Here is a 21,133-nt window from a genome sequence, read left to right as displayed (position 1 = left end):
GGCACAGGGTTATAAAATCCTCAAGGCGGCGATATGAAAGGCCTACAGAAGCTTATCCACAGGCAGGCACGGGGCTAAGAATAAACATAAAAACAAAGCTTTTTTAAATTTTTCCTCTTTGTTTTCTTTTATTCGCCACTCATCCACAGCCTGGTCAAAATTTGCGCAAAAGGTTTCTTTAGGAGGGGGGAAGTCCCTATACTTGTCCGCTTACCTTCTCTATTCGCAAAACAGGCACGAGGTGCGTGGTGGATTTCCCTTCCCGTTTTGAAGTGATCGTCATCGGCGGCGGCCATGCCGGTACCGAGGCTGCGCTTGCGTCCGCACGCATGGGTGTGAAAACCCTGCTGCTGACCCATAACGTGGAAACCCTCGGTCACATGAGCTGCAACCCGGCCATCGGTGGTATCGGCAAGAGCCACCTGGTCAAGGAAATCGATGCGCTCGGCGGCGCCATGGCGCTGGCCACCGACAAGAGCGGCATCCAGTTCCGTATCCTGAACAACCGCAAAGGCCCGGCCGTACGTGCGACCCGTGCCCAGGCCGACCGCGCCATCTACAAGGCCGTGGTCCGCGAGGTCCTGGAAAACCAGCCGAACCTGTGGATATTCCAGCAGTCGTGCGATGACCTGATCGTCGAGCAGGACCAGGTCAAGGGCGTGGTCACCCAGATGGGTCTGCGCTTCTTCGCCGACTCTGTGGTACTGACCACCGGCACCTTTCTCGGTGGACTTATCCACATCGGCCTGCAGAACTATTCCGGTGGTCGCGCCGGCGATCCGCCCGCGATCGCCCTGGCCCACCGCCTGCGTGAGCTGCCGCTGCGTGTCGGTCGCCTGAAGACCGGCACACCACCGCGTATCGATGGCCGCTCTGTGGATTTCTCGGTAATGACCGAGCAGCCAGGCGACACGCCGATCCCGGTGATGTCCTTCATGGGCAAGGCCCAGATGCATCCACGCCAGGTCAGCTGCTGGATCACCCACACCAACGCCCGTACCCACGAGATCATCGCCTCGAACCTCGACCGTTCGCCGATGTACTCGGGCGTGATCGAAGGCGTTGGCCCACGCTATTGCCCGTCGATCGAAGACAAGATCCATCGCTTCGCCGACAAGGAAAGCCACCAGGTGTTCATCGAGCCGGAAGGCCTGACCACCCATGAGCTGTACCCCAACGGCATCTCCACGTCGCTGCCGTTCGATGTGCAGCTGGAGATCGTCCGCTCGATCCGTGGCATGGAGAATGCGCACATCGTTCGCCCGGGCTACGCCATCGAGTACGACTACTTCGACCCACGCGACCTGAAGTACAGCCTGGAGACCAAGGTCATCGGAGGCCTGTTCTTCGCCGGCCAGATCAACGGCACCACCGGCTACGAAGAGGCCGGTGCCCAGGGCCTGCTGGCGGGGACCAACGCTGCGTTGCGTGCCCAGGGTCGTGACAGTTGGTGCCCACGCCGCGACGAGGCCTACATCGGTGTGCTGGTCGACGACCTGATCACCCTCGGTACCCAGGAGCCGTACCGCATGTTCACCTCGCGCGCCGAATACCGGCTGATCCTGCGCGAGGACAATGCCGACCTACGCCTGACCGAGAAAGGCCGCGAGCTGGGCCTGATCGACGACGCCCGCTGGGCGGCGTTCTGCGCCAAGCGCGAAGGCATCGAACGCGAGGAACAGCGGCTGAAGTCGACCTGGGTGCGCCCGGGCACACCCGAAGGCCAGGCGGTTGTGGACAAGTTCGGCACGCCATTGAGTCATGAGTACAACCTGCTCAGCCTGCTGGCCCGCCCCGAGGTGGACTACGCTGGCCTGGTGGAGGCGACCGGTGGTGAATCCATCGATCCACAGGTGGCCGAGCAGGTCGAGATCAAGACCAAGTACGCCGGCTACATCGATCGCCAGCAGGACGAGATCGCCCGTCTGCGCGCCAGCGAGGACACCCGCCTGCCTGTGGATATCGACTATGCTTCGATCGCCGGCCTGTCCAAGGAGATCCAGGGCAAGCTCAGCCAGACCCGTCCGCAGACCCTGGGCCAGGCCTCGCGCATCCCAGGCGTGACCCCGGCGGCCATTTCCCTGTTGCTGATTCACCTGAAGAAACGCGGCGCAGGCCGCGAATTGGAGCAAAGCGCTTGAGTGCCCTGGTCACCCCGCAACACGCAGAAGAGTTGTCCACAGGTGCGCGCCAGCTCGGTGTCGAGCTGAGCCCGCAGCAGCACGAACAGCTGCTGGGCTACCTGGCCCTGCTGATCAAGTGGAACAAAGCCTATAACCTCACCGCGGTGCGTGATCCAGACGAGATGGTGTCGCGCCACCTGCTCGACAGCCTCAGCGTCATGCCGTTTATCCACAGCGACACGCAAAGCTGGCTGGATGTCGGCAGCGGCGGCGGCATGCCCGGCATCCCGCTGGCCATCCTGCATCCGCACAAGCAAGTGACGTTGCTCGACAGCAACGGCAAGAAAACCCGCTTCCTCACCCAGGTGAAGATGGAACTGAAACTGGACAACCTGCAGGTTATCCACAGCCGGGTCGAGGAGTTCCAGCCTGCGCAGCCGTTCTGCGGGATCGTCTCGCGAGCGTTCAGCAGCATGGAGAATTTCACCAACTGGACACGCCACCTGGGCGACGCACGGACGCAATGGCTTGCAATGAAGGGGCTGCATCCTGCCGATGAACTGGTAGCATTGCCCGCAGACTTCACAGTGGAAAGCGAGCAGGCCCTGACCGTTCCGGGTTGCCAGGGCCAGCGCCATCTGCTGATACTGCGCCGCAAGGCATGACTGGGAACACACGCAACAATGGCTAAGGTATTCGCAATCGCGAACCAGAAAGGTGGTGTGGGCAAGACCACCACCTGCATCAATCTCGCCGCATCGCTGGCCGCGACCAAGCGTCGTGTGCTGCTGATCGACCTCGATCCACAGGGCAACGCCACCATGGGCAGTGGCGTGGACAAGCACGTCCTGGAACATTCGGTCTATGACCTGCTGATCGGGGAATGCGACCTGGCCCAGGCCATGCACTACTCCGAGCACGGTGGCTTCCAGTTGCTGCCGGCCAACCGCGACCTGACCGCCGCGGAAGTGGTGCTGCTGGAGATGCAGATGAAGGAGAGCCGCCTGCGCAACGCGCTGGCGCCGATCCGCGACAACTACGACTTCATCCTCATCGACTGCCCGCCCTCGCTGTCGATGCTCACCCTCAACGCTTTGGTCGCCTCCGATGGCGTGATCATCCCGATGCAGTGCGAGTACTACGCACTGGAAGGTCTCAGCGACCTTGTGGATAACATCAAGCGCATCGCTGCCCGGCTGAATCCGGAGCTGAAGATCGAAGGCCTGCTGCGGACCATGTACGATCCGCGCCTGAGCCTGAACAACGATGTCTCGGCCCAACTCAAGGAACACTTCGGCGACCGTCTGTACGACACGGTCATCCCGCGTAACATCCGCCTGGCCGAGGCGCCGAGTTTCGGCATGCCGGCCCTGGCGTACGACAAGCAATCGCGTGGCGCGCTGGCCTATCTGGCCCTGGCTGGGGAACTGGTGCGCCGTCAACGCCGTCAATCACGCACTGCACAAACAACTTAAGGAATCCGCATGGCCATCAAGAAACGGGGTCTCGGACGTGGGTTGGATGCACTGCTCAGTGGTCCTTCCGTCACCGTGCTCGAAGAGCAGGCGGTGAAGATCGACCAGAAGGAACTGCAACACCTGCCGGTCGAACTGATCCAGCGTGGCAAGTACCAGCCGCGCCGCGACATGGACCCCGAAGCGCTGGAGGAACTGGCGCACTCGATTCGCAACCAGGGCGTGATGCAACCGATCGTGGTCCGTCCGATCGGCGAGAACCGCTACGAGATCATCGCCGGCGAACGTCGCTGGCGCGCCACCCAGCAAGCCGGCCTGGACACCATCCCGGCCATGGTCCGCGAGGTGCCGGACGAAGCCGCCATCGCCATGGCGCTGATCGAGAACATTCAGCGCGAAGACCTCAACCCGCTGGAAGAGGCCCTGGCGCTGCAGCGCCTGCAGCAGGAGTTCGAACTGACCCAGCAGCAGGTGGCCGATGCCGTGGGCAAGTCGCGGGTGACCGTGGCCAACCTGCTGCGCCTGATCTCGCTGCCGGAAGCGATCAAGACCATGCTGGCCCATGGCGACCTGGAAATGGGGCATGCGCGTGCACTGCTGGGCCTTGAGGAAGATCGCCAGGAAGAGGGGGCGCGACATGTTGTCGCACGCGGCCTCACCGTGCGCCAAACCGAGGCACTGGTGCGCCAGTGGCTCAATGGAAAATCCGACCCGGTGGAACCGGCCAAACCTGACCCGGATATCGCACGCCTTGAACAGCGTCTCGCAGAGCGCCTGGGCTCGGCGGTGCAGATCCGTCACGGCAACAAGGGCAAGGGCCAGTTGGTAATTCGCTACAACTCGCTAGATGAGTTGCAGGGCGTCCTTGCTCACATCCGCTGAAACAATTCCCGTTGTAGCGCGCAGTCGGAAATCACTACCCAATAGTTGAATAGGGGTTAATCCACCCCTATACTCTGCGCGCATTTTGTCGGCACAAATTATGCCAAGTCGTTGCTGACTTGACAGTCGACTTTCGAGGAGCAGTTGTGATGGAAATCCGCACGCCAAACCGCTTGCCTTTCCATCGCTGGGCGGTTTTTCCGGTACTGCTGGCTCAATGTATCGTGTTTCTGCTGGCAACGCTGGTGTTGTGGCAGTGGCAAGGCGCGGTCAGTGGATATTCCGGCCTCTGTGGAGGTCTGATTGCCTGGCTGCCCAATGTGTATTTCGCCTGGAAGGCTTTTCGCTATAGCGGGGCCCGGGCAGCGCAGGCCATCGTCAAGTCGTTCTACGCAGGCGAGGCAGGCAAATTGATTTTGACGGCAGTGCTGTTCGCACTGACCTTCGCAGGAGTGAAGCCATTGGCGCCGCTAGCAGTATTCGGCGTCTTCCTGCTGACCCTACTGGTCAGCTGGTTCGCGCCCCTGCTGATGAATAAAAGACTTTCGAGACCTTAGGGCGTTTGAGGCAACCATGGCAGCAGAAACCGCTTCGGGCTATATCCAGCACCACTTGCAGAACCTGACCTACGGTCAACTACCAGACGGCAGCTGGGGCTTCGCCCATTCGGCTGCGGAAGCCAAGGCAATGGGCTTCTGGGCGTTCCACCTGGACACCCTGGGTTGGTCCGTCGCGCTGGGTCTGATCTTCCTGTTCATCTTCCGCATGGCGGCCAAGAAGGCCACTTCCGGCCAGCCTGGCGGCCTGCAGAACTTCGTCGAAGTGCTGGTGGACTTCGTCAACGGCAGCGTGAAGGACTCCTTCCACGGCCGTAGCCCGGTGATCGCCCCGCTGGCGCTGACCATCTTCGTCTGGGTGTTCCTGATGAACGCCATCGACCTGGTACCGGTCGACTGGATCCCGCAGCTGGCGATCCTGTTCTCGGGCGATCCGCACATCCCGTTCCGTGCCGTATCGACCACCGACCCGAACGCGACCCTGGCCATGGCCTTCTGCGTGTTCGCCCTGATCATCTTCTACAGCATCAAGGTCAAGGGCCTGGGCGGCTTCATCGGCGAGCTGACCCTGCACCCGTTCGGTAGCAAGAACATCTTCGTCCAGATCCTGTTGATCCCGGTGAACTTCCTGCTGGAATTCGTCACCCTGATCGCCAAGCCGATCTCCCTGGCACTGCGTCTGTTCGGCAACATGTATGCCGGCGAGCTGGTGTTCATCCTGATCGCCGTGATGTTCGGCGCCGGCATCCTCTGGCTCAGCGGCCTGGGTGTGGTGCTGCAGTGGGCGTGGGCCGTGTTCCACATCCTGATCATCACCCTGCAAGCCTTCATCTTCATGATGCTCACCATCGTCTACCTGTCGATGGCTCACGAAGATAACCATTAAGACCGCCTGGCGTGTCTGATAGCCTTCCCTGCCCGTTTGGGGGGAGGGCTGAAAAAGTCCGCAAGGGCAGTTGTACCAAACGATTTGTTTTACCGCTTCAAACTAAAAACCTAACCAATACGACGTAAAAGTCGGGAGGAAAGATGGAAACTGTAGTTGGTCTTACCGCTATCGCTGTTGCTCTGCTGATCGGTCTGGGTGCTCTGGGCACCGCCATTGGTTTCGGCCTGCTGGGCGGCAAGTTCCTGGAAGGTGCTGCTCGTCAGCCTGAGATGGTCCCGATGCTGCAGGTCAAGATGTTCATCGTCGCCGGTCTGCTCGACGCCGTTACCATGATCGGTGTTGGTATCGCTCTGTTCTTCACCTTCGCAAACCCCTTCGTTGGTCAGATCGCCGGCTAATCACTCGTTGCCACGAGTTGATTGGTGTGATGGACAAAGACCGAGCGAGGTGTTGGCGTGAACATTAATGCAACCCTGATTGGCCAATCCGTTGCTTTCTTGATTTTTGTGCTGTTCTGCATGAAGTTCGTATGGCCTCCGGTCATCAACGCCCTGCAGGAACGCCAGAAGAAGATTGCCGACGGCTTGGACGCTGCCAACCGCGCAGCTCGCGACCTGGAGCTGGCCCAAGAAAAAGCGGGTCAGCAACTGCGTGAAGCGAAGGCACAGGCAGCCGAAATCATTGAGCAGGCCAAGAAGCGCGCTGCTCAGCTTGTCGAGGAAGCCCGTGATCAGGCCCGCGTCGAAGCTGACCGTGTGAAGGCTCAGGCTCAAGCCGAGATCGAACAGGAACTCAACAGCGTCAAGGACGCCCTGCGTGCCCAAGTGGGTGCCCTGGCTGTCGGCGGTGCTGAAAAGATCCTTGGCGCCACAATCGATCAAAACGCGCATGCGGAGCTGGTTGACAAACTGGCCGCTGAAATTTAAGCGAGGGCGATCATGGCAGAACTGACCACGTTGGCCCGACCTTACGCTAAGGCTGCCTTTGAGCATGCCCAGGCCCATCAGCAACTGGCCAATTGGTCAGCCATGCTCGGCCTGGCTGCTGCGGTGTCGCAAGACGACACCATGCAGCGCCTGCTCAAGGCCCCGCGACTGACAAGCGCAGAAAAGGCCGCCGCATTCATTGAAGTGTGCGGTGACAAGTTCGACGCTCAGGCACAGAATTTCATTCATGTTGCCGCGGAAAACGAACGTCTCCTGCTGTTGCCGGAGATTTCGGAATTGTTCGAGCTGTACAAGGCCGAGCAAGAGAAATCCGTGGACGTGGAAGTCACCAGTGCTTTTGCGTTGAACCAAGAACAGCAAGACAAACTCGCCAAGGTTCTCAGTGCACGGCTCAGCCGGGAAGTACGCCTGCACGCGTCGGAGGATGCCAGCCTGATCGGCGGCGTCGTCATCCGCGCCGGCGACCTGGTAATCGATGGCTCGGTTCGCGGCAAGATCGCGAAACTGGCCGAAGCATTGAAATCTTGAGTTTGAAGGGGCAGCAGAGCAATGCAGCAACTCAATCCTTCCGAAATTAGTGAAATCATCAAGGGTCGCATCGAGAAGCTCGATGTCGGCTCCCAAGCCCGCAACGAAGGTACCGTTGTCAGCGTTTCCGACGGTATCGTGCGGATCCACGGCCTGGCCGACGCCATGTACGGCGAAATGATCGAGTTCCCGGGCGGCGTCTATGGCATGGCACTGAACCTGGAGCAGGACTCCGTCGGTGCCGTTGTCCTGGGTGCGTACACCACCCTGGCCGAAGGCATGAGCGCCAAGTGCACCGGTCGCATCCTGGAAGTGCCGGTCGGCAAGGAACTGCTGGGTCGCGTCGTCGACGCGCTGGGCAATCCGATCGATGGCAAAGGTCCGCTGAACAACACCGAGACCGATGCGGTCGAGAAGGTCGCACCGGGCGTTATCTGGCGTAAATCGGTAGACCAGCCTGTCCAGACTGGCTACAAATCGGTCGACGCCATGATCCCGGTTGGCCGTGGCCAGCGTGAGCTGATCATCGGTGACCGTCAGATCGGCAAGACCGCCATGGCGGTCGACGCGATCATCAACCAGAAAGACAGCGGCATCTTCTGCGTCTACGTGGCCGTTGGCCAGAAGCAGTCGACCATCGCCAACGTCGTGCGCAAGCTGGAAGAAAACGGCGCCCTGGCCAACACCATCGTGGTTGCCGCCAGTGCTTCGGAATCCGCCGCGCTGCAGTTCCTGGCCCCGTACGCCGGCTGCACCATGGGCGAATACTTCCGTGACCGCGGCGAAGACGCGCTGATCGTATACGATGACCTGTCCAAGCAGGCCGTTGCCTACCGTCAGATCTCCCTGCTGCTGCGCCGTCCGCCAGGACGCGAAGCGTACCCGGGCGACGTGTTCTATCTCCACTCCCGTCTGCTGGAGCGTGCTTCGCGCGTTTCCGAAGAGTACGTCGAGAAGTTCACCAACGGTGCAGTCACTGGCAAGACCGGTTCCCTGACCGCCCTGCCGATCATCGAAACCCAGGCTGGCGACGTTTCCGCGTTCGTTCCGACCAACGTGATCTCCATCACCGACGGTCAGATCTTCCTGGAATCGGCCATGTTCAACTCGGGCATCCGTCCTGCAGTGAACGCTGGTGTTTCGGTATCCCGTGTAGGTGGTGCCGCTCAGACCAAGATCATCAAGAAGCTGTCCGGTGGTATCCGTACCGCCCTGGCCCAGTATCGTGAACTGGCTGCATTCGCCCAGTTCGCATCGGACCTGGACGAAGCGACCCGCAAGCAGCTGGAGCATGGTCAGCGCGTTACCGAGCTGATGAAGCAGAAGCAGTACGCTCCGATGTCCATCGCGGACATGGCGCTGTCGCTGTACGCCGCTGAGCGTGGCTTCCTGACCGACGTCGAAATCGCCAAGATCGGCAGCTTCGAGCAAGCGCTGATCGCCTACTTCAACCGTGATCACGCCGACCTGATGGCCAAGATCAACGTGAAGGGTGACTTCAACGACGAAATCGACGCTGGCATCAAGGCTGGTATCGAGAAGTTCAAGGCCACCCAGACCTGGTAAGCCGCAGCGGGGGCTTCTGGCCCCCGCTTGCTAACCTGATAGGTGATACATGGCAGGCGCAAAAGAGATTCGCAGTAAGATTGCGAGCATCAAAAGCACGCAAAAAATTACCAGCGCCATGGAGAAAGTGGCGGTCAGCAAGATGCGCAAGGCACAACTGCGCATGGCTGCTAGCCGTCCCTATGCGGAGCGTATCCGCCAGGTGATCGGTCATCTGGCCAACGCCAACCCGGAATACCGCCACCCGTTCATGGTCGAGCGCGACATCAAGCGCGTCGGCTATATCGTGGTGAGCAGTGACCGTGGTCTGTGCGGTGGCTTGAACACCAACCTGTTCAAGGCCCTGGTCAAGGACATGACCGCCAACCGCGAGCAGGGCGTCGAAATCGACCTGTGCGTGATCGGTAGCAAGGGTGCGGCATTCTTCCGCAACTTCGGCGGCAACGTCGTAGCCGCGATCAGCCACCTGGGCGAAGAGCCATCGATCAACGATCTGATCGGCTCCGTCAAGGTCATGCTGGACGCCTACCTGGACGGCCGCATCGATCGCCTCTCCGTGGTGTCGAACAAGTTCATCAATACCATGACGCAACAACCGACGGTCGAGCAGTTGGTACCGTTGGTGGCAACCCCGGATCAGGAGCTCAAGCACCACTGGGACTACCTCTACGAACCCGACGCCAAGGAGCTGCTGGACGGCCTGATGGTGCGTTACGTGGAGTCGCAGGTCTACCAGGCGGTGGTCGAGAACAACGCAGCCGAGCAGGCTGCCCGGATGATCGCCATGAAGAACGCCACAGACAACGCCGGTAACCTGATCAGCGACCTCCAGCTGATCTACAACAAGGCGCGTCAGGCTGCGATCACCCAGGAGATCTCGGAAATCGTCGGCGGCGCTGCCGCGGTTTAACGGTTCAAATATTCAGAGGATCCAGCTATGAGTAGCGGACGTATCGTTCAAATCATCGGCGCCGTCATCGACGTGGAATTCCCACGCGACGTCGTGCCGAGTGTCTACAACGCGCTGAAAGTACAAGGCGCGGAAACCACCCTGGAAGTCCAGCAGCAGCTGGGCGACGGCGTGGTTCGTACCATTGCGATGGGCTCGACCGAAGGTCTGAAGCGCGGTCTGGATGTCGTCGACACCGGCGCCGCCATCTCCGTACCGGTCGGCAAGGCGACCCTGGGCCGTATCATGGACGTCCTGGGCAACCCGATCGACGAAGCCGGCCCGATCGGTGAAGAAGAGCGCTGGGGTATCCACCGCGCCGCGCCTTCCTTCGCTGACCAGGCAGGCGGCAACGACCTGCTGGAAACCGGCATCAAGGTAATCGACCTGGTCTGCCCGTTCGCCAAGGGCGGTAAGGTTGGCCTGTTCGGTGGTGCCGGCGTCGGCAAGACCGTCAACATGATGGAACTGATCCGTAACATCGCCATCGAGCACAGCGGTTATTCCGTGTTCGCCGGTGTGGGTGAGCGTACTCGTGAGGGTAACGACTTCTACCACGAGATGAAGGACTCCAACGTTCTGGACAAGGTTGCCCTGGTCTACGGCCAGATGAACGAGCCACCAGGAAACCGTCTGCGCGTTGCCCTGACCGGCCTGACCATGGCCGAGAAGTTCCGTGACGAAGGTAACGACGTTCTGCTGTTCGTCGACAACATCTACCGTTACACCCTGGCCGGTACCGAAGTATCCGCACTGCTGGGCCGTATGCCTTCGGCAGTAGGTTACCAGCCGACCCTGGCCGAAGAGATGGGCGTTCTGCAGGAGCGCATCACCTCCACCAAGGAAGGCTCGATCACCTCGATCCAGGCCGTATACGTACCTGCGGACGACCTGACCGACCCGTCGCCGGCGACCACCTTCGCCCACCTTGACGCCACCGTCGTACTGTCCCGTGACATCGCCTCCCTGGGTATCTACCCGGCGGTCGACCCACTGGACTCGACTTCCCGTCAGCTGGACCCGAACGTGATCGGCAACGAGCACTACGAGACCGCTCGTGGCGTTCAGTATGTTCTGCAGCGCTACAAGGAGCTGAAGGACATCATCGCGATCCTGGGTATGGACGAACTGTCCGAGAGCGACAAGCAACTGGTAGCCCGTGCTCGTAAGATCCAGCGCTTCCTGTCGCAGCCGTTCTTCGTGGCCGAGGTCTTCACCGGCTCGCCAGGCAAGTACGTTTCCCTGAAAGACACCATCGCTGGCTTCAGCGGCATCCTCAAAGGTGACTACGACCACCTGCCAGAACAAGCGTTCTACATGGTCGGCAGCATCGACGAAGCGATCGAGAAAGCCAAGAAACTGTAATCCCGGCGCCCCGCAAGGGGCGCTAATCAGGTTGAGGCAAGCAGATGGCTATGACAGTCCATTGCGATATCGTCAGCGCGGAAGGAGAGATCTTCTCCGGTCTGGTCGAGATGGTGGTTGCGCACGGCAACCTGGGCGATCTGGGTATCGCTCCAGGCCACGCGCCGCTGATCACCAATCTGAAGCCAGGTCCGATCACGCTGACCAAGCAGGGTGGCGATCGCGAGGTGTTCTACATCTCCGGTGGTTTCCTCGAAGTGCAGCCGAACATGGTCAAGGTACTCGCCGATACCGTGCAACGTGCCGCCGACCTGGACGAAGCCTCCGCTCAGGAAGCCGTCAAGGCTGCTGAGAAGGCCCTGCATGAAAAAGGCGCGGATTTCGACTACAGTGCCGCCGCCGCACGCCTGGCCGAGGCCGCAGCCCAGCTGCGCACCGTCCAGCAGATCCGCAAGAAGTTCGGCGGCTGATACCGCAGGCTTCAGGCAGATTGAGAAAAAGGGTAGCCATCGGCTACCCTTTTTCTTTTTTCGTCACCCCACAAAGCCGGTCATGTCACTGACCGCCCAGGATTGGTAGCCAGTCAATGTCTCTCGATATCGTTATTCTCGCCGCAGGCCAAGGGACTCGCATGCGTTCGGCGTTGCCCAAGGTACTGCACCCCGTCGCTGGCAATTCCATGCTTGGCCATGTTATCCACAGCGCACGCCAGCTGCAGCCCAAGGGCATCCATGTGGTCATCGGCCACGGTGCCGAGCAGGTGCGAGAGCGCCTGGCCGCCGACGACCTGAACTTCGTCATGCAGGACAAGCAGCTCGGTACTGGCCACGCCGTGGCGCAGGCCCTGCCGGCGCTGAGTGCCGAGACGGTGCTGGTGCTCTACGGCGATGTGCCGCTGATCGAGGTCGATACCCTGCAGCGCCTGCTGGCCAAGGTCAGCGACACGCAACTGGGGTTGCTCACCGTCAACCTCGACGACCCGACCGGCTATGGCCGCATCGTGCGCGACGGCCAGGGCCAGGTGGCAGCGATCGTCGAGCACAAGGATGCCAGCGAAGCGCAGAAGGCGATCAAGGAAGGCAATACCGGCATCCTCGCCGTGCCTGCCGCACGCCTGGCCGACTGGCTGGGGCGGTTGTCCAACGACAACGCCCAGGGTGAGTATTACCTGACCGACGTGATCGCCATGGCCGTAGGCGACGGGCTGGTGGTCGCCACCGAGCAGCCCCATGACCCGATGGAAGTGCAGGGGGCCAACGATCGCCGCCAGCTTTCCGAGCTCGAGCGCCATTACCAGTTGCGCGAAGGCCGACGCCTGATGGCTCAGGGCGTGACCCTGCGCGATCCGGCACGTTTCGATGTACGCGGTGAGGTGACGGTCGGCCGCGACGTGCTGATCGACATCAACGTGATCCTCGAAGGCAAGGTGGTGATCGAGGACGATGTGCAGATCGGCCCTAACTGCGTGATCAAGGACAGCACCCTGCGCAAGGGCGTGGTGGTCAAGGCCAACAGCCACATCGAAGGTGCCGTGCTGGGCGAGGGCAGCGATGCCGGCCCGTTCGCCCGCCTGCGTCCGGGCAGCGTGCTGGAAGCCAAGGCCCACGTGGGTAACTTCGTCGAGCTGAAGAACGCACACCTGGGCGAGGGCGCCAAGGCCGGCCACCTGACCTACCTGGGCGATGCCGAGGTCGGTGCGCGCACCAACATCGGTGCCGGCACCATCACCTGCAACTACGACGGTGCCAACAAGTTCAAGACGGTCATGGGCGAGGATGTGTTCATCGGTTCGAACAACTCGCTGGTGGCACCTGTGGAAATCAAGGATGGCGCCACGACTGCCGCGGGTTCCACCATCACCCAGGCTGTCGAGGCCGGGCAGCTGGCTGTGGCCCGTGCACGACAGCGTAATATCGAAGGCTGGAAGCGGCCGGAGAAGATCAAGAAGAACTGACAGTTATCCACAGGCGCCTCAATGCAAAGCCGACTTATGTGAATAAGTCGGCTTTTGTTGGCCTTGTCGACTGCTTCGCGGGCAAGCCCGCTCCTACAGGCTCCGAGCCCATCGCAAATGATGCGGTGTGCAGCGTCTTGTGGGAGCGGGCTTGCCCGCGAAGAAGCCGACGCGGTCGAAAAATTATCCACAACCTACATTCTGATGCATTCGCCTTGACGAAGCTGCTTTCTTAGGTTTTGATTGCGATCATTATCTTTCGAATCGAAACTTAATCTGTCATGTCGAAACGAAACACGCCTCAACGCCGTCACAACATCCTGGCCTTGCTCAACGAGCAGGGCGAGGTGAGTGTGGATGCCCTGGCCAAGCGTTTCGAAACCTCGGAAGTGACCATCCGCAAGGACCTCGCCGCCCTCGAAGCCAACGGCCTGTTGCTGCGTCGCTACGGTGGCGCGGTCACCGTTCCGCAGGAAATGCTCGTCGAAACCGTGCAGCCGGTATCGCGCTACAAGCAAGCGATCGCCAAGGCGGCGGTGGGGCGTATCCGCGAGCATGCACGCATCATCATCGACAGCGGCAGCACCACCGCTGCGATGATCCCGGAACTGGGCCGGCAACCTGGCCTGGTGGTGATGACCAACTCCCTGAACGTGGCCCGTGCCATCAGCGAGCTGGAGCACGAGCCGGTGCTGTTGATGACCGGCGGTACCTGGGACCCGCATTCCGAGTCCTTCCAAGGCCAGGTCGCCGAGCAGGTACTACGCTCATACGATTTCGACCAGTTGTTCATCGGTGCCGATGGCATCGACCTCAACCGCGGCACCACCACCTTCAACGAATTGCTCGGCCTCAGCCGGGTGATGGCGGAAGTTGCCCGGGAAGTGATCGTCATGGTCGAGTCGGACAAGGTCGGGCGCAAGATCCCCAACCTCGAGCTGCCCTGGAGCAGCGTCAACACCCTGATTACAGACGAACGCCTGCCGATGGAGGCACGCGAACAGATTCAAGCCCGCGGCATCAACCTGATCTGCGCCGCGATCAGCCAGGAGCAATAACCATGTGTGGAATCGTCGGTGCCGTAGCCGAGCGCAATGTCACAGCCATCCTCATCGAGGGCCTCAAGCGTCTGGAATACCGTGGGTACGACAGCGCCGGCCTGGCCGTTCTCACCCCGCAGGGCCAACTGGAGCGGCGTCGCCGCATCGGCAAGGTCAGCGAACTGGAGGCCGCCCTGGCCGCCGAGCCCCTGGCCGGCCAGCTGGGCATCGCCCATACCCGCTGGGCCACCCATGGCGCGCCGAGCGAGAACAATGCCCACCCGCACTTCTCCGGCCACGAGGTGGCGGTGGTGCACAACGGCATCATCGAGAACCACGAGGCCCTGCGCGAGGAGCTCAAGGGCCAGGGCTACGTCTTCGCCTCGGAAACCGATACCGAGGTCATCGTCCACCTGATCCACCACACCCTCAAGAGCGTCGCGGACCTGGCCGATGCACTCAAGGCCGCGGTCAAGCGCCTGCACGGCGCCTATGGCCTGGCGCTGATCAGCACGCAGCAGCCGGACCGCCTGGTCGCCGCGCGCAGTGGCAGCCCGCTGGTGATCGGCCTGGGTCACGGCGAGAACTTCCTCGCGTCCGACCAGTTGGCCCTGCGCCAGGTCACCGACCGTTTCATGTACCTGGAAGAAGGCGACATCGCCGAGATCCGTCGTGACCAGGTGAGCGTCTGGGACCAGGCCGGCCACAAGGTCCAGCGCGAAATCGTGCAGTACCACGAAGGCGCCGAGGCGGCGGACAAGGGCGCCTATCGCCACTTCATGCTCAAGGAGATCCATGAGCAGCCAACCGTGGTCCAGCGCACCCTGGAAGGCCGCCTGGGCAAGGACCATGTCATGGTCCAGGCCTTCGGCCCGCAGGCTGCCGAACTGTTCGCCAAGGTCCGCAATGTACAGATCGTCGCCTGCGGCACCAGCTACCACGCTGGCATGGTCGCCCGTTACTGGCTGGAAGGCCTGGCCGGCATCCCGTGCCAGGTGGAAGTGGCCAGCGAGTTCCGTTACCGCAAGGTGGTGGTGCAACCGGACACCCTGTTCGTCTCCATCTCCCAGTCGGGCGAGACCGCCGACACCCTGGCTGCCCTGCGTAATGCCAAGGAGCTGGGTTTCCTCGGCAGCCTGGCGATCTGCAACGTCGGCATCAGCTCGCTGGTGCGCGAGTCCGACCTGACCCTGCTGACCCTGGCAGGCCCCGAGATCGGCGTGGCCTCGACCAAGGCCTTCACCACCCAGCTGGTGTCGCTGATGCTGCTGACCCTGGCCCTGGGCCAGGTGCGTGGCAGCCTGGCCGCCGGCGTCGAGGCCGAGTTGGTGGAAGAGCTGCGTCGCCTACCGGCACGCCTGGGCGAGGCACTGGCGATGGACGGTATCGTCGAGAAGACCGCCGAGCTGTTCGCCGACAAGCACCACACTCTGTTCCTCGGCCGTGGTGCGCAGTACCCGGTGGCGATGGAGGGCGCGCTCAAGCTCAAGGAGATCTCCTACATCCACGCCGAGGCCTACCCGGCCGGTGAGCTCAAGCATGGCCCGCTGGCGCTGGTGGACAGCGACATGCCGGTGGTCACCGTGGCGCCGAACAACGAACTGCTGGAAAAGCTCAAGTCCAACCTGCAGGAAGTGCGCGCCCGGGGTGGTGAGCTGGTGGTGTTCGCCGACGAGCAGTCGGGCATGAGCAACGGCGAAGGTACCCATGTGATCAAGGTGCCACACATCGTCGATGCCCTGGCACCGATCCTCTATACCATTCCGCTGCAGCTGTTGTCGTACTATGTGGCGGTGCTCAAGGGCACTGACGTTGACCAGCCGCGTAACCTGGCCAAGTCGGTGACGGTGGAGTAACGGGGTAGGGAAGGCGTGGTGGTGGTTTTAGAGAGTTAAAACTGCCGCTGAGCCATAAAAACTGTCGCAGCAGGAGGTGAGCCCCCTGGTCTCCCTCCTGTAGCGCTCGTCTCTTAGTTCCAACGATCTTTCGCCGTCATTCTTGAGCGACCTGTATCGGTACTCAGGCCCTAACCGCTCACGCCAGTCTGCCTGCCAGCGAATCGAACAGTGCCTCGTACAGTCGATCCACCTCCGGTAGATCCCTCGCCCGCAGGCAGCCATGGACCAGCCCTGGGCCTGGGAAATAGTCTACCGCCACGCCATCGCGGCGTAGCCGTTCGGCATAGTGCAAGCCGTCGTCGCGTAGAGGGTCGAACTCGGCGACGCTGATGATGGCTGGCGCCAGCCCGATGAAGTGGCGGGCGCGCAGTGGCAAGGCCAGGTGGCTCTGGATGGGCTCGGGCAGGTAGGCGTCCAGGCAAGCCTGCATATCCTCGATAGACAGCAGCGGGGCATCCGCACACTCGCGACGCGAAGCTGTGTCCTCATCACCCAGGGCCGGGTAGATCAGTGCCTGGATGCGTGGCTGCTCTTCATCGGCATCACGCAGCGCCAAGCACAGGGCGGCGGCAAGGTTGCCGCCGGCGCTGTCGCCGACGACCACCATCCGTGTGCGGTCGATGGGTTCGTCAAGTAGGCCGTCACGCAGGGCGCGCCAGGCCGCGAGGCTGTCGTCCAAGGCGGCGGGGAAGGGATGCTCCGGCGCGAGTCGGTAGTCCACCGCTACTACCAGCAGCCCCAGCCGTACGGCCAGTTCGGCGCAGAAGAACATGTGTGAGTCGAGATCGCCGAGCGTCCAGCCTCCGCCGTGGAGAAACAGCGCCGCAGGCCAGCCGCTGGGCGGTGCCGGGCGTGCCGGGTGAAACAGCCGCAACGGTGCCAGCCCGGCCCGCTTCAGGTCGCGTGTCTGCAAACCTGCCGGGCGAGGCGGGGTGAAGGCTGCAGCCATGCGCGAATAGGCGGCACGTTGTGCGGTGATCGAGGAATCGGCCACACCGAAGGCGAGCGTGCGCTCGACGAAGGCCGCCATACCGGTCGATAGCGGGTAGCAGGCCATTACTGACCGGCGACCAGCGCCGCATCGGCTGGCTTGCCGTCGAAGGTGGTCACCCCAGCGAGCCAGGCCGAAACCTGTTCGGGATGGGCCTTGAGCCAGGCTCGGGCGGCGTCCAGCGGCGCGGTGCGGTCCAGGATGGGCTCCATCACCTGGCTGACGCCCTCGCTGGTGAAGCGCAGGTTGTGCAGCAGTTTGGCAACGTTGCCGCACTGCTGTTGGTAGCCTGCGGCGGTCATGATCGAGACCGTGGCGGAGCCTTCGTTCGGGCCGAATGCATCGTCGCTGCCGGAGAGGTATTTCATGTCGATCTGAAGGTTCATCGGGTGTGGTTTCCAGCCGGCGAACACCACCCACTTCTGTTGATTGACAGCGCGCTTCACCGCCGTGAGCATGCCGGCCTCGCTGGACTCGACGCCCTGGAAGCCTTTCAGGCCGAACTTATCGTCGGCGATCATCTGCGCAGTGATGCGGTTCATGCCGCTGCCCGGCTCGATCAAGTAGATCCGGTTGTTCAGCTTGTCGCGGAATTTGGCGATATCGGCGAAGGTCTTCAGGCCCGCGTCATAGACATAGGCGGGCACGGCATAGGTAGACTGTGCGTCACTCAGGGTGGCGGGGCTGATGACGTCGATCTGCTGCTTGTCCAGATAGGGCTTGGCCACCGACTGCATGGTGGGCTGCCAGTAGCCGAGGAAGAGGTCGAGGCGTTTCTCGGCCATGCCAGCGAGGATGATCTGCTGCGAGGCGCTGGTCTGCTTTACCTTGTAGCCCAGGCTGTCGAGCAGGGCTTCGGCCACTGCGCTGCTGGCCACTACATCGGTCCAGTTCACCGACCCCATGCGCACATTCTGGCAGGCGGCCGGCTCGGCGGCCCAGGCTCCGCTGGCGACGCTCAACAGTGCGGCGCAGGTGGCCGCTGTGATCGATAGCTTCATGACCTCTCCTTATCGTTGTTATGTCATGGGGCCCCGCGCGGCGGTGGCTGCTGCTCACGTTACGGACAGCCTGAAACGAAAAACCGCACAGCGGCGACCAGCAATTGCACGGTGGCGACCTTGGCTGTGCGGTAGTGTGAAGGACGGCGGGTGTGAGCCCGCCTCCCACTCGATTTCAGATCTGCATCGCCATGCCGTCCACATTCATCGCGGCCTGGCGCAGCGCCTCGGAACGGGTCGGGTGCGGGTGGCAGGTGAGGGCGATGTCTTCGGCCGAGGCCGAGAACTCCATGGCCACGCAGAACTCGCCGATCATCTCGCTCACGCTCGGGCCGACCAAGTGTACGCCCAGCACTTCGTCGGTGTTGGCGTCGGCAATGACCTTGGCGAAGCCTTCGGTCTCGTGGTTGATCTTGGCCCGGCTGTTGGCGGTGAAGGGGAACTTGCCGACCTTGTAGGCACGGCCTTCGGCCTTGAGCTGTTCTTCGGTCTTGCCCACGCTGGCCAGCTCCGGGCGGGTATAGATGACGCCGGGAATCAGGTTGTAGTTGACCTCGTGCGCCTTGCCGGCGATGCGCTCGATGCACGACACTGCCTCGTCCTCGGCCTTGTGCGCCAGCATCGGGCCTGAGGTGACGTCGCCGATCACCCAGATGCCGGGCACCGAGGTGCGGTGGTGGTCGTTGGCCAGCATGCCGCGTTTGTCGGTCGCAAGGCCGACGCTTTCCAGGTTCAAGCCCTGGGTATAGGGCCGGCGGCCGATGGCGACCAGCACATAGTCGGCTTGCAGGGTTTCGGCGGTACCGCCGGCGGCCGGCTCCAGGGTCAGGCTGACGCCATCGGCCGAGGCCGTGGCCTGGGTTACCTTGCTGCCGAGCTTGAAGGCCATGCCTTGCTTGGCCAAGGCCTTTTGCAGGGTCTTGGCGGTTTCTTCGTCGGTGCCGGGGCAGATGCGATCGAGGTACTCGATGACCGTCACCTCGCTGCCCAGGCGACGCCACACCGAACCCAGCTCCAGGCCGATCACGCCGGCACCGATGACCACCAAGTGCTTGGGAACCTGCGGCAGGGCCAGGGCACCGGTGGAGTCGATGATGCGCTGGTTGTCGATGGTCACGCCCGGCAGCGGAGTGGGTTCGGAGCCGGTGGCGATGACGATGTCCTTGGCTTGCAGGGTGGTTTCGCTGCCATCCTCGGCCTTGACGATGACCTTGCCGACGCCGTCGAGGCGGCCCCAGCCCTTGACCCAGTCGACCTTGTTCTTGCGGAACAGGTATTCGATACCCTTGGTCAGGCCGCTCACGCTCTCGTCTTTCTGCTTCATCATCTGGGCCAGGTTCAGCGTCGGCGTGACCTCGATGCCCAGGTGGGCGAGCTCGCCGCCACTGGCCGCTTCGTAGAGCTCCGAGGCGTGCAGTAGGGCCTTGGAGGGCATGCACCCGACGTTCAGGCAGGTGCCACCGAGGGTCGACCGGCCTTCGACGCATGCGACGCTCAGGCCCAGTTGGCCGGCACGGATGGCGGCGTTGTAGCCGCCCGGGCCGCCGCCGATGATCACCACATCATAGGATTTCATGGGATTACTCCAGGAGTGAGGAAGCGAAGGAGCACAAGATTAGTCCGGGCGCCAAAAATTGTATACAATCCGTGACTTGGTTAGGCCAGATAGTTCTAGACTATGGTCTCGATTAACGGAAACTTCGTATGAATGAACTACCCTGTTCCGGTGGCGTCCCAAAATTGATGGCGACGCTCGGAAAATGAAAGGGAGGGTCATTCATGCTTGCGCAACTTCCACCTGCGTTGCAGAGCCTGCACTTGCCTTTGCGCCTGAAGCTGTGGGACGGCAACCAGTTCGACCTGGGGCCTAGCCCGCAGGTCACCATCCTGGTCAAGGAACCTCAGCTGATCAGCCAGCTGACCCATCCGAGCATGGACGAACTGGGCACCGCCTTCGTCGAAGGCAAGCTGGAGCTGGAAGGCGATATCGGCGAAGCCATCCGGGTCTGCGACGAGCTCAGCGAAGCTTTGCTCAGCGACGAAGACCAGGCTCCACCGGTCCGCACCGCCCACGACAAGGACACGGACGCCGAGGCCATCTCCTATCACTATGACGTGTCCAATGCCTTCTACCAGCTCTGGCTCGACCAGGACATGGCCTATTCCTGTGCCTATTTCCGCGAGCCGGACAATACCCTCGACGAGGCCCAGCAGAACAAGTTCGACCACCTGTGCCGCAAGTTGCGCCTGCAGGCCGGTGATTACCTGCTCGATGTCGGCTGTGGCTGGGGCGGGCTGGCGCGCTTCGCCGCCCGTGAGTACGGTGCCAAGGTGTTCGGCATCACCCTGAGCAAGGAGCAGCTCAAGCTGGGACGCCAGCGGGTCAAGGAGGAGGGGCTGGCCAACCAGGTCGACCTGCAGATCCTCGACTACCGCGACCTGCCCCAGGACGGCCGTTTCGACAAGGTGGTCAGTGTCGGCATGTTCGAACACGTCGGCCACGCCAACCTGGAGCTGTACTGCCAGAAGCTGTTCGGCGCCGTACGCGAAGGTGGCCTGGTGATGAACCATGGCATCACCGCCAAGCATGTGGATGGCCGGCCGGTAGGGCGGGGCGCGGGCGACTTCATCGACCGCTATGTCTTCCCCCATGGCGAGCTGCCGCACCTGTCGATGATCAGCGCGCGGATCTGCGAGGCCGGGCTCGAGGTGGTGGATGTGGAGAGCTTGCGCCTGCACTACGCCAAGACCCTCAACCACTGGAGCGAGAACCTGGAGAACCAGTTGCACAAGGCCGCGGCACTGGTGCCGGAAAAGACCTTGCGTATCTGGCGCCTGTACCTGGCCGGTTGTGCCTATGCGTTCTCCAAGGGATGGATCAACCTGCACCAGATCCTGGCAGTTAAGCCCTACGCGGATGGGCACCACGACCTGCCCTGGACCCGTGAGGACCTCTACCGCTGATCCG

Annotated in this window: 20 protein-coding genes; 17 read left to right on the top strand and 3 right to left on the bottom strand. The window is 62.0% G+C overall.

Going from position 1 to position 21,133, the window contains the following annotated elements; all coding sequences use genetic code 11:
* Nucleotides 1–248 precede the first annotated feature (248 nt).
* From mnmG to glmS, 16 genes are all read left to right on the top strand, one after another.
* Nucleotides 249–2,141, top strand: a complete 1,893-nt coding sequence (gene mnmG, locus WCE05_RS09500) for a tRNA uridine-5-carboxymethylaminomethyl(34) synthesis enzyme MnmG (RefSeq protein ID WP_225786843.1) — start codon at nt 249–251, stop codon at nt 2,139–2,141.
* The gene (gene rsmG, locus WCE05_RS09495; RefSeq protein ID WP_225786842.1) at nt 2,138–2,788 is read left to right on the top strand and encodes a 16S rRNA (guanine(527)-N(7))-methyltransferase RsmG; all 651 of its coding nucleotides are present in this window, start codon (nt 2,138–2,140) and stop codon (nt 2,786–2,788) included. The genes mnmG and rsmG overlap by 4 nt, the downstream gene beginning before the upstream one ends.
* Nucleotides 2,789–2,806: 18 nt before the next feature.
* The gene (locus tag WCE05_RS09490) at nt 2,807–3,598 is read left to right on the top strand and encodes a ParA family protein (protein WP_253080403.1); all 792 of its coding nucleotides are present in this window, start codon (nt 2,807–2,809) and stop codon (nt 3,596–3,598) included.
* Nucleotides 3,599–3,607: 9 nt separating this feature from the next.
* Complete coding sequence (locus tag WCE05_RS09485; protein ID WP_253080402.1) at nt 3,608–4,480, top strand: ParB/RepB/Spo0J family partition protein; 873 nt, start codon at nt 3,608–3,610, stop codon at nt 4,478–4,480.
* Nucleotides 4,481–4,629: 149 nt separating this feature from the next.
* Complete coding sequence (locus WCE05_RS09480; RefSeq protein WP_084855261.1) at nt 4,630–5,037, top strand: F0F1 ATP synthase subunit I; 408 nt, start codon at nt 4,630–4,632, stop codon at nt 5,035–5,037.
* A 16-nt stretch (nt 5,038–5,053) separates the two neighbouring features.
* Nucleotides 5,054–5,923, top strand: a complete 870-nt coding sequence (gene atpB / locus WCE05_RS09475; RefSeq protein ID WP_225786839.1) for a F0F1 ATP synthase subunit A — start codon at nt 5,054–5,056, stop codon at nt 5,921–5,923.
* Between the two features lie 143 nt (nt 5,924–6,066).
* On the top strand, nt 6,067–6,324 hold the full coding sequence (gene atpE, locus WCE05_RS09470; protein ID WP_003097235.1) for a F0F1 ATP synthase subunit C: 258 nt from the start codon (nt 6,067–6,069) through the stop codon (nt 6,322–6,324).
* A 57-nt stretch (nt 6,325–6,381) separates the two neighbouring features.
* Complete coding sequence (locus tag WCE05_RS09465; RefSeq protein ID WP_225786838.1) at nt 6,382–6,852, top strand: F0F1 ATP synthase subunit B; 471 nt, start codon at nt 6,382–6,384, stop codon at nt 6,850–6,852.
* A 12-nt stretch (nt 6,853–6,864) separates the two neighbouring features.
* A complete protein-coding gene (locus WCE05_RS09460; protein ID WP_225786837.1) occupies nt 6,865–7,401 on the top strand; it encodes a F0F1 ATP synthase subunit delta in 537 nt (178 codons plus the stop codon).
* A 21-nt stretch (nt 7,402–7,422) separates the two neighbouring features.
* Nucleotides 7,423–8,967, top strand: coding sequence for a F0F1 ATP synthase subunit alpha (atpA, locus tag WCE05_RS09455; protein ID WP_253080400.1), 1,545 nt, complete (start codon nt 7,423–7,425; stop codon nt 8,965–8,967).
* Between the two features lie 49 nt (nt 8,968–9,016).
* A complete protein-coding gene (atpG, locus tag WCE05_RS09450; protein ID WP_225786835.1) occupies nt 9,017–9,877 on the top strand; it encodes a F0F1 ATP synthase subunit gamma in 861 nt (286 codons plus the stop codon).
* Nucleotides 9,878–9,904: 27 nt separating this feature from the next.
* Nucleotides 9,905–11,281: a F0F1 ATP synthase subunit beta gene (atpD, locus tag WCE05_RS09445; RefSeq protein ID WP_225786834.1), complete on the top strand. Its 1,377-nt coding sequence runs from the start codon at nt 9,905–9,907 to the stop codon at nt 11,279–11,281.
* A gap of 44 nt (nt 11,282–11,325) precedes the next feature.
* Nucleotides 11,326–11,751, top strand: coding sequence for a F0F1 ATP synthase subunit epsilon (locus WCE05_RS09440; protein ID WP_225786833.1), 426 nt, complete (start codon nt 11,326–11,328; stop codon nt 11,749–11,751).
* 116 nt (nt 11,752–11,867) lie between these two features.
* On the top strand, nt 11,868–13,235 hold the full coding sequence (gene glmU / locus WCE05_RS09435) for a bifunctional UDP-N-acetylglucosamine diphosphorylase/glucosamine-1-phosphate N-acetyltransferase GlmU (RefSeq protein ID WP_225786832.1): 1,368 nt from the start codon (nt 11,868–11,870) through the stop codon (nt 13,233–13,235).
* A 281-nt stretch (nt 13,236–13,516) separates the two neighbouring features.
* Nucleotides 13,517–14,293: a DeoR/GlpR family DNA-binding transcription regulator gene (locus WCE05_RS09430; protein ID WP_225786831.1), complete on the top strand. Its 777-nt coding sequence runs from the start codon at nt 13,517–13,519 to the stop codon at nt 14,291–14,293.
* Between the two features lie 2 nt (nt 14,294–14,295).
* Nucleotides 14,296–16,131 (top strand): glutamine--fructose-6-phosphate transaminase (isomerizing), encoded by a 1,836-nt coding sequence (gene glmS / locus WCE05_RS09425; RefSeq protein WP_225786830.1) that lies wholly within the window; start codon nt 14,296–14,298, stop codon nt 16,129–16,131.
* Between the two features lie 178 nt (nt 16,132–16,309).
* Here the strand turns inward: glmS and WCE05_RS09420 are convergent, their stop codons facing one another.
* From WCE05_RS09420 to lpdA, 3 genes are all read right to left on the bottom strand, one after another.
* Nucleotides 16,310–17,230, bottom strand: a complete 921-nt coding sequence (locus WCE05_RS09420; protein ID WP_225786829.1) for an alpha/beta hydrolase — start codon at nt 17,228–17,230, stop codon at nt 16,310–16,312.
* Nucleotides 17,230–18,165 (bottom strand): choline ABC transporter substrate-binding protein, encoded by a 936-nt coding sequence (gene choX, locus WCE05_RS09415; RefSeq protein ID WP_253167633.1) that lies wholly within the window; start codon nt 18,163–18,165, stop codon nt 17,230–17,232. The genes WCE05_RS09420 and choX overlap by 1 nt, the downstream gene beginning before the upstream one ends.
* A gap of 175 nt (nt 18,166–18,340) precedes the next feature.
* The gene (gene lpdA / locus WCE05_RS09410) at nt 18,341–19,741 is read right to left on the bottom strand and encodes a dihydrolipoyl dehydrogenase (RefSeq protein WP_368815806.1); all 1,401 of its coding nucleotides are present in this window, start codon (nt 19,739–19,741) and stop codon (nt 18,341–18,343) included.
* Nucleotides 19,742–19,944: 203 nt separating this feature from the next.
* Between lpdA and cfaB the strand changes: the two genes are divergently transcribed.
* Nucleotides 19,945–21,129, top strand: a complete 1,185-nt coding sequence (cfaB, locus tag WCE05_RS09405; protein ID WP_225786826.1) for a C17 cyclopropane fatty acid synthase CfaB — start codon at nt 19,945–19,947, stop codon at nt 21,127–21,129.
* Nucleotides 21,130–21,133: the final 4 nt, after the last annotated feature.

Origin of the sequence: Pseudomonas sp. I2 (assembly GCF_040984075.1) — a bacterium.
GTDB lineage: Bacteria > Pseudomonadota > Gammaproteobacteria > Pseudomonadales > Pseudomonadaceae > Aquipseudomonas > Aquipseudomonas guariconensis_B.
Note: the sequence above shows the minus strand (reverse complement) of the source record. Positions and strands in the feature narration are given on the sequence as shown.

Excerpts from the sequence above, each read along its gene's own strand:
- glmU (WP_225786832.1), top strand. The coding sequence starts at position 11,868 with ATGTCTCTCGATATCGTTATTCTCGCCGCAGGCCAAGGGACTCGCATG.
- atpG (WP_225786835.1), top strand. The coding sequence starts at position 9,017 with ATGGCAGGCGCAAAAGAGATTCGCAGTAAGATTGCGAGCATCAAAAGC.
- WCE05_RS09480 (WP_084855261.1), top strand. The coding sequence starts at position 4,630 with ATGGAAATCCGCACGCCAAACCGCTTGCCTTTCCATCGCTGGGCGGTT.
- WCE05_RS09460 (WP_225786837.1), top strand. The coding sequence starts at position 6,865 with ATGGCAGAACTGACCACGTTGGCCCGACCTTACGCTAAGGCTGCCTTT.
- atpA (WP_253080400.1), top strand. The coding sequence starts at position 7,423 with ATGCAGCAACTCAATCCTTCCGAAATTAGTGAAATCATCAAGGGTCGC.
- WCE05_RS09420 (WP_225786829.1), bottom strand. The coding sequence starts at position 17,230 with ATGGCCTGCTACCCGCTATCGACCGGTATGGCGGCCTTCGTCGAGCGC.
- atpE (WP_003097235.1), top strand. The coding sequence starts at position 6,067 with ATGGAAACTGTAGTTGGTCTTACCGCTATCGCTGTTGCTCTGCTGATC.
- atpD (WP_225786834.1), top strand. The coding sequence starts at position 9,905 with ATGAGTAGCGGACGTATCGTTCAAATCATCGGCGCCGTCATCGACGTG.
- lpdA (WP_368815806.1), bottom strand. The coding sequence starts at position 19,741 with ATGAAATCCTATGATGTGGTGATCATCGGCGGCGGCCCGGGCGGCTAC.
- WCE05_RS09440 (WP_225786833.1), top strand. The coding sequence starts at position 11,326 with ATGGCTATGACAGTCCATTGCGATATCGTCAGCGCGGAAGGAGAGATC.
- WCE05_RS09485 (WP_253080402.1), top strand. The coding sequence starts at position 3,608 with ATGGCCATCAAGAAACGGGGTCTCGGACGTGGGTTGGATGCACTGCTC.
- WCE05_RS09430 (WP_225786831.1), top strand. The coding sequence starts at position 13,517 with ATGTCGAAACGAAACACGCCTCAACGCCGTCACAACATCCTGGCCTTG.
- choX (WP_253167633.1), bottom strand. The coding sequence starts at position 18,165 with ATGAAGCTATCGATCACAGCGGCCACCTGCGCCGCACTGTTGAGCGTC.
- WCE05_RS09490 (WP_253080403.1), top strand. The coding sequence starts at position 2,807 with ATGGCTAAGGTATTCGCAATCGCGAACCAGAAAGGTGGTGTGGGCAAG.
- cfaB (WP_225786826.1), top strand. The coding sequence starts at position 19,945 with ATGCTTGCGCAACTTCCACCTGCGTTGCAGAGCCTGCACTTGCCTTTG.
- glmS (WP_225786830.1), top strand. The coding sequence starts at position 14,296 with ATGTGTGGAATCGTCGGTGCCGTAGCCGAGCGCAATGTCACAGCCATC.
- atpB (WP_225786839.1), top strand. The coding sequence starts at position 5,054 with ATGGCAGCAGAAACCGCTTCGGGCTATATCCAGCACCACTTGCAGAAC.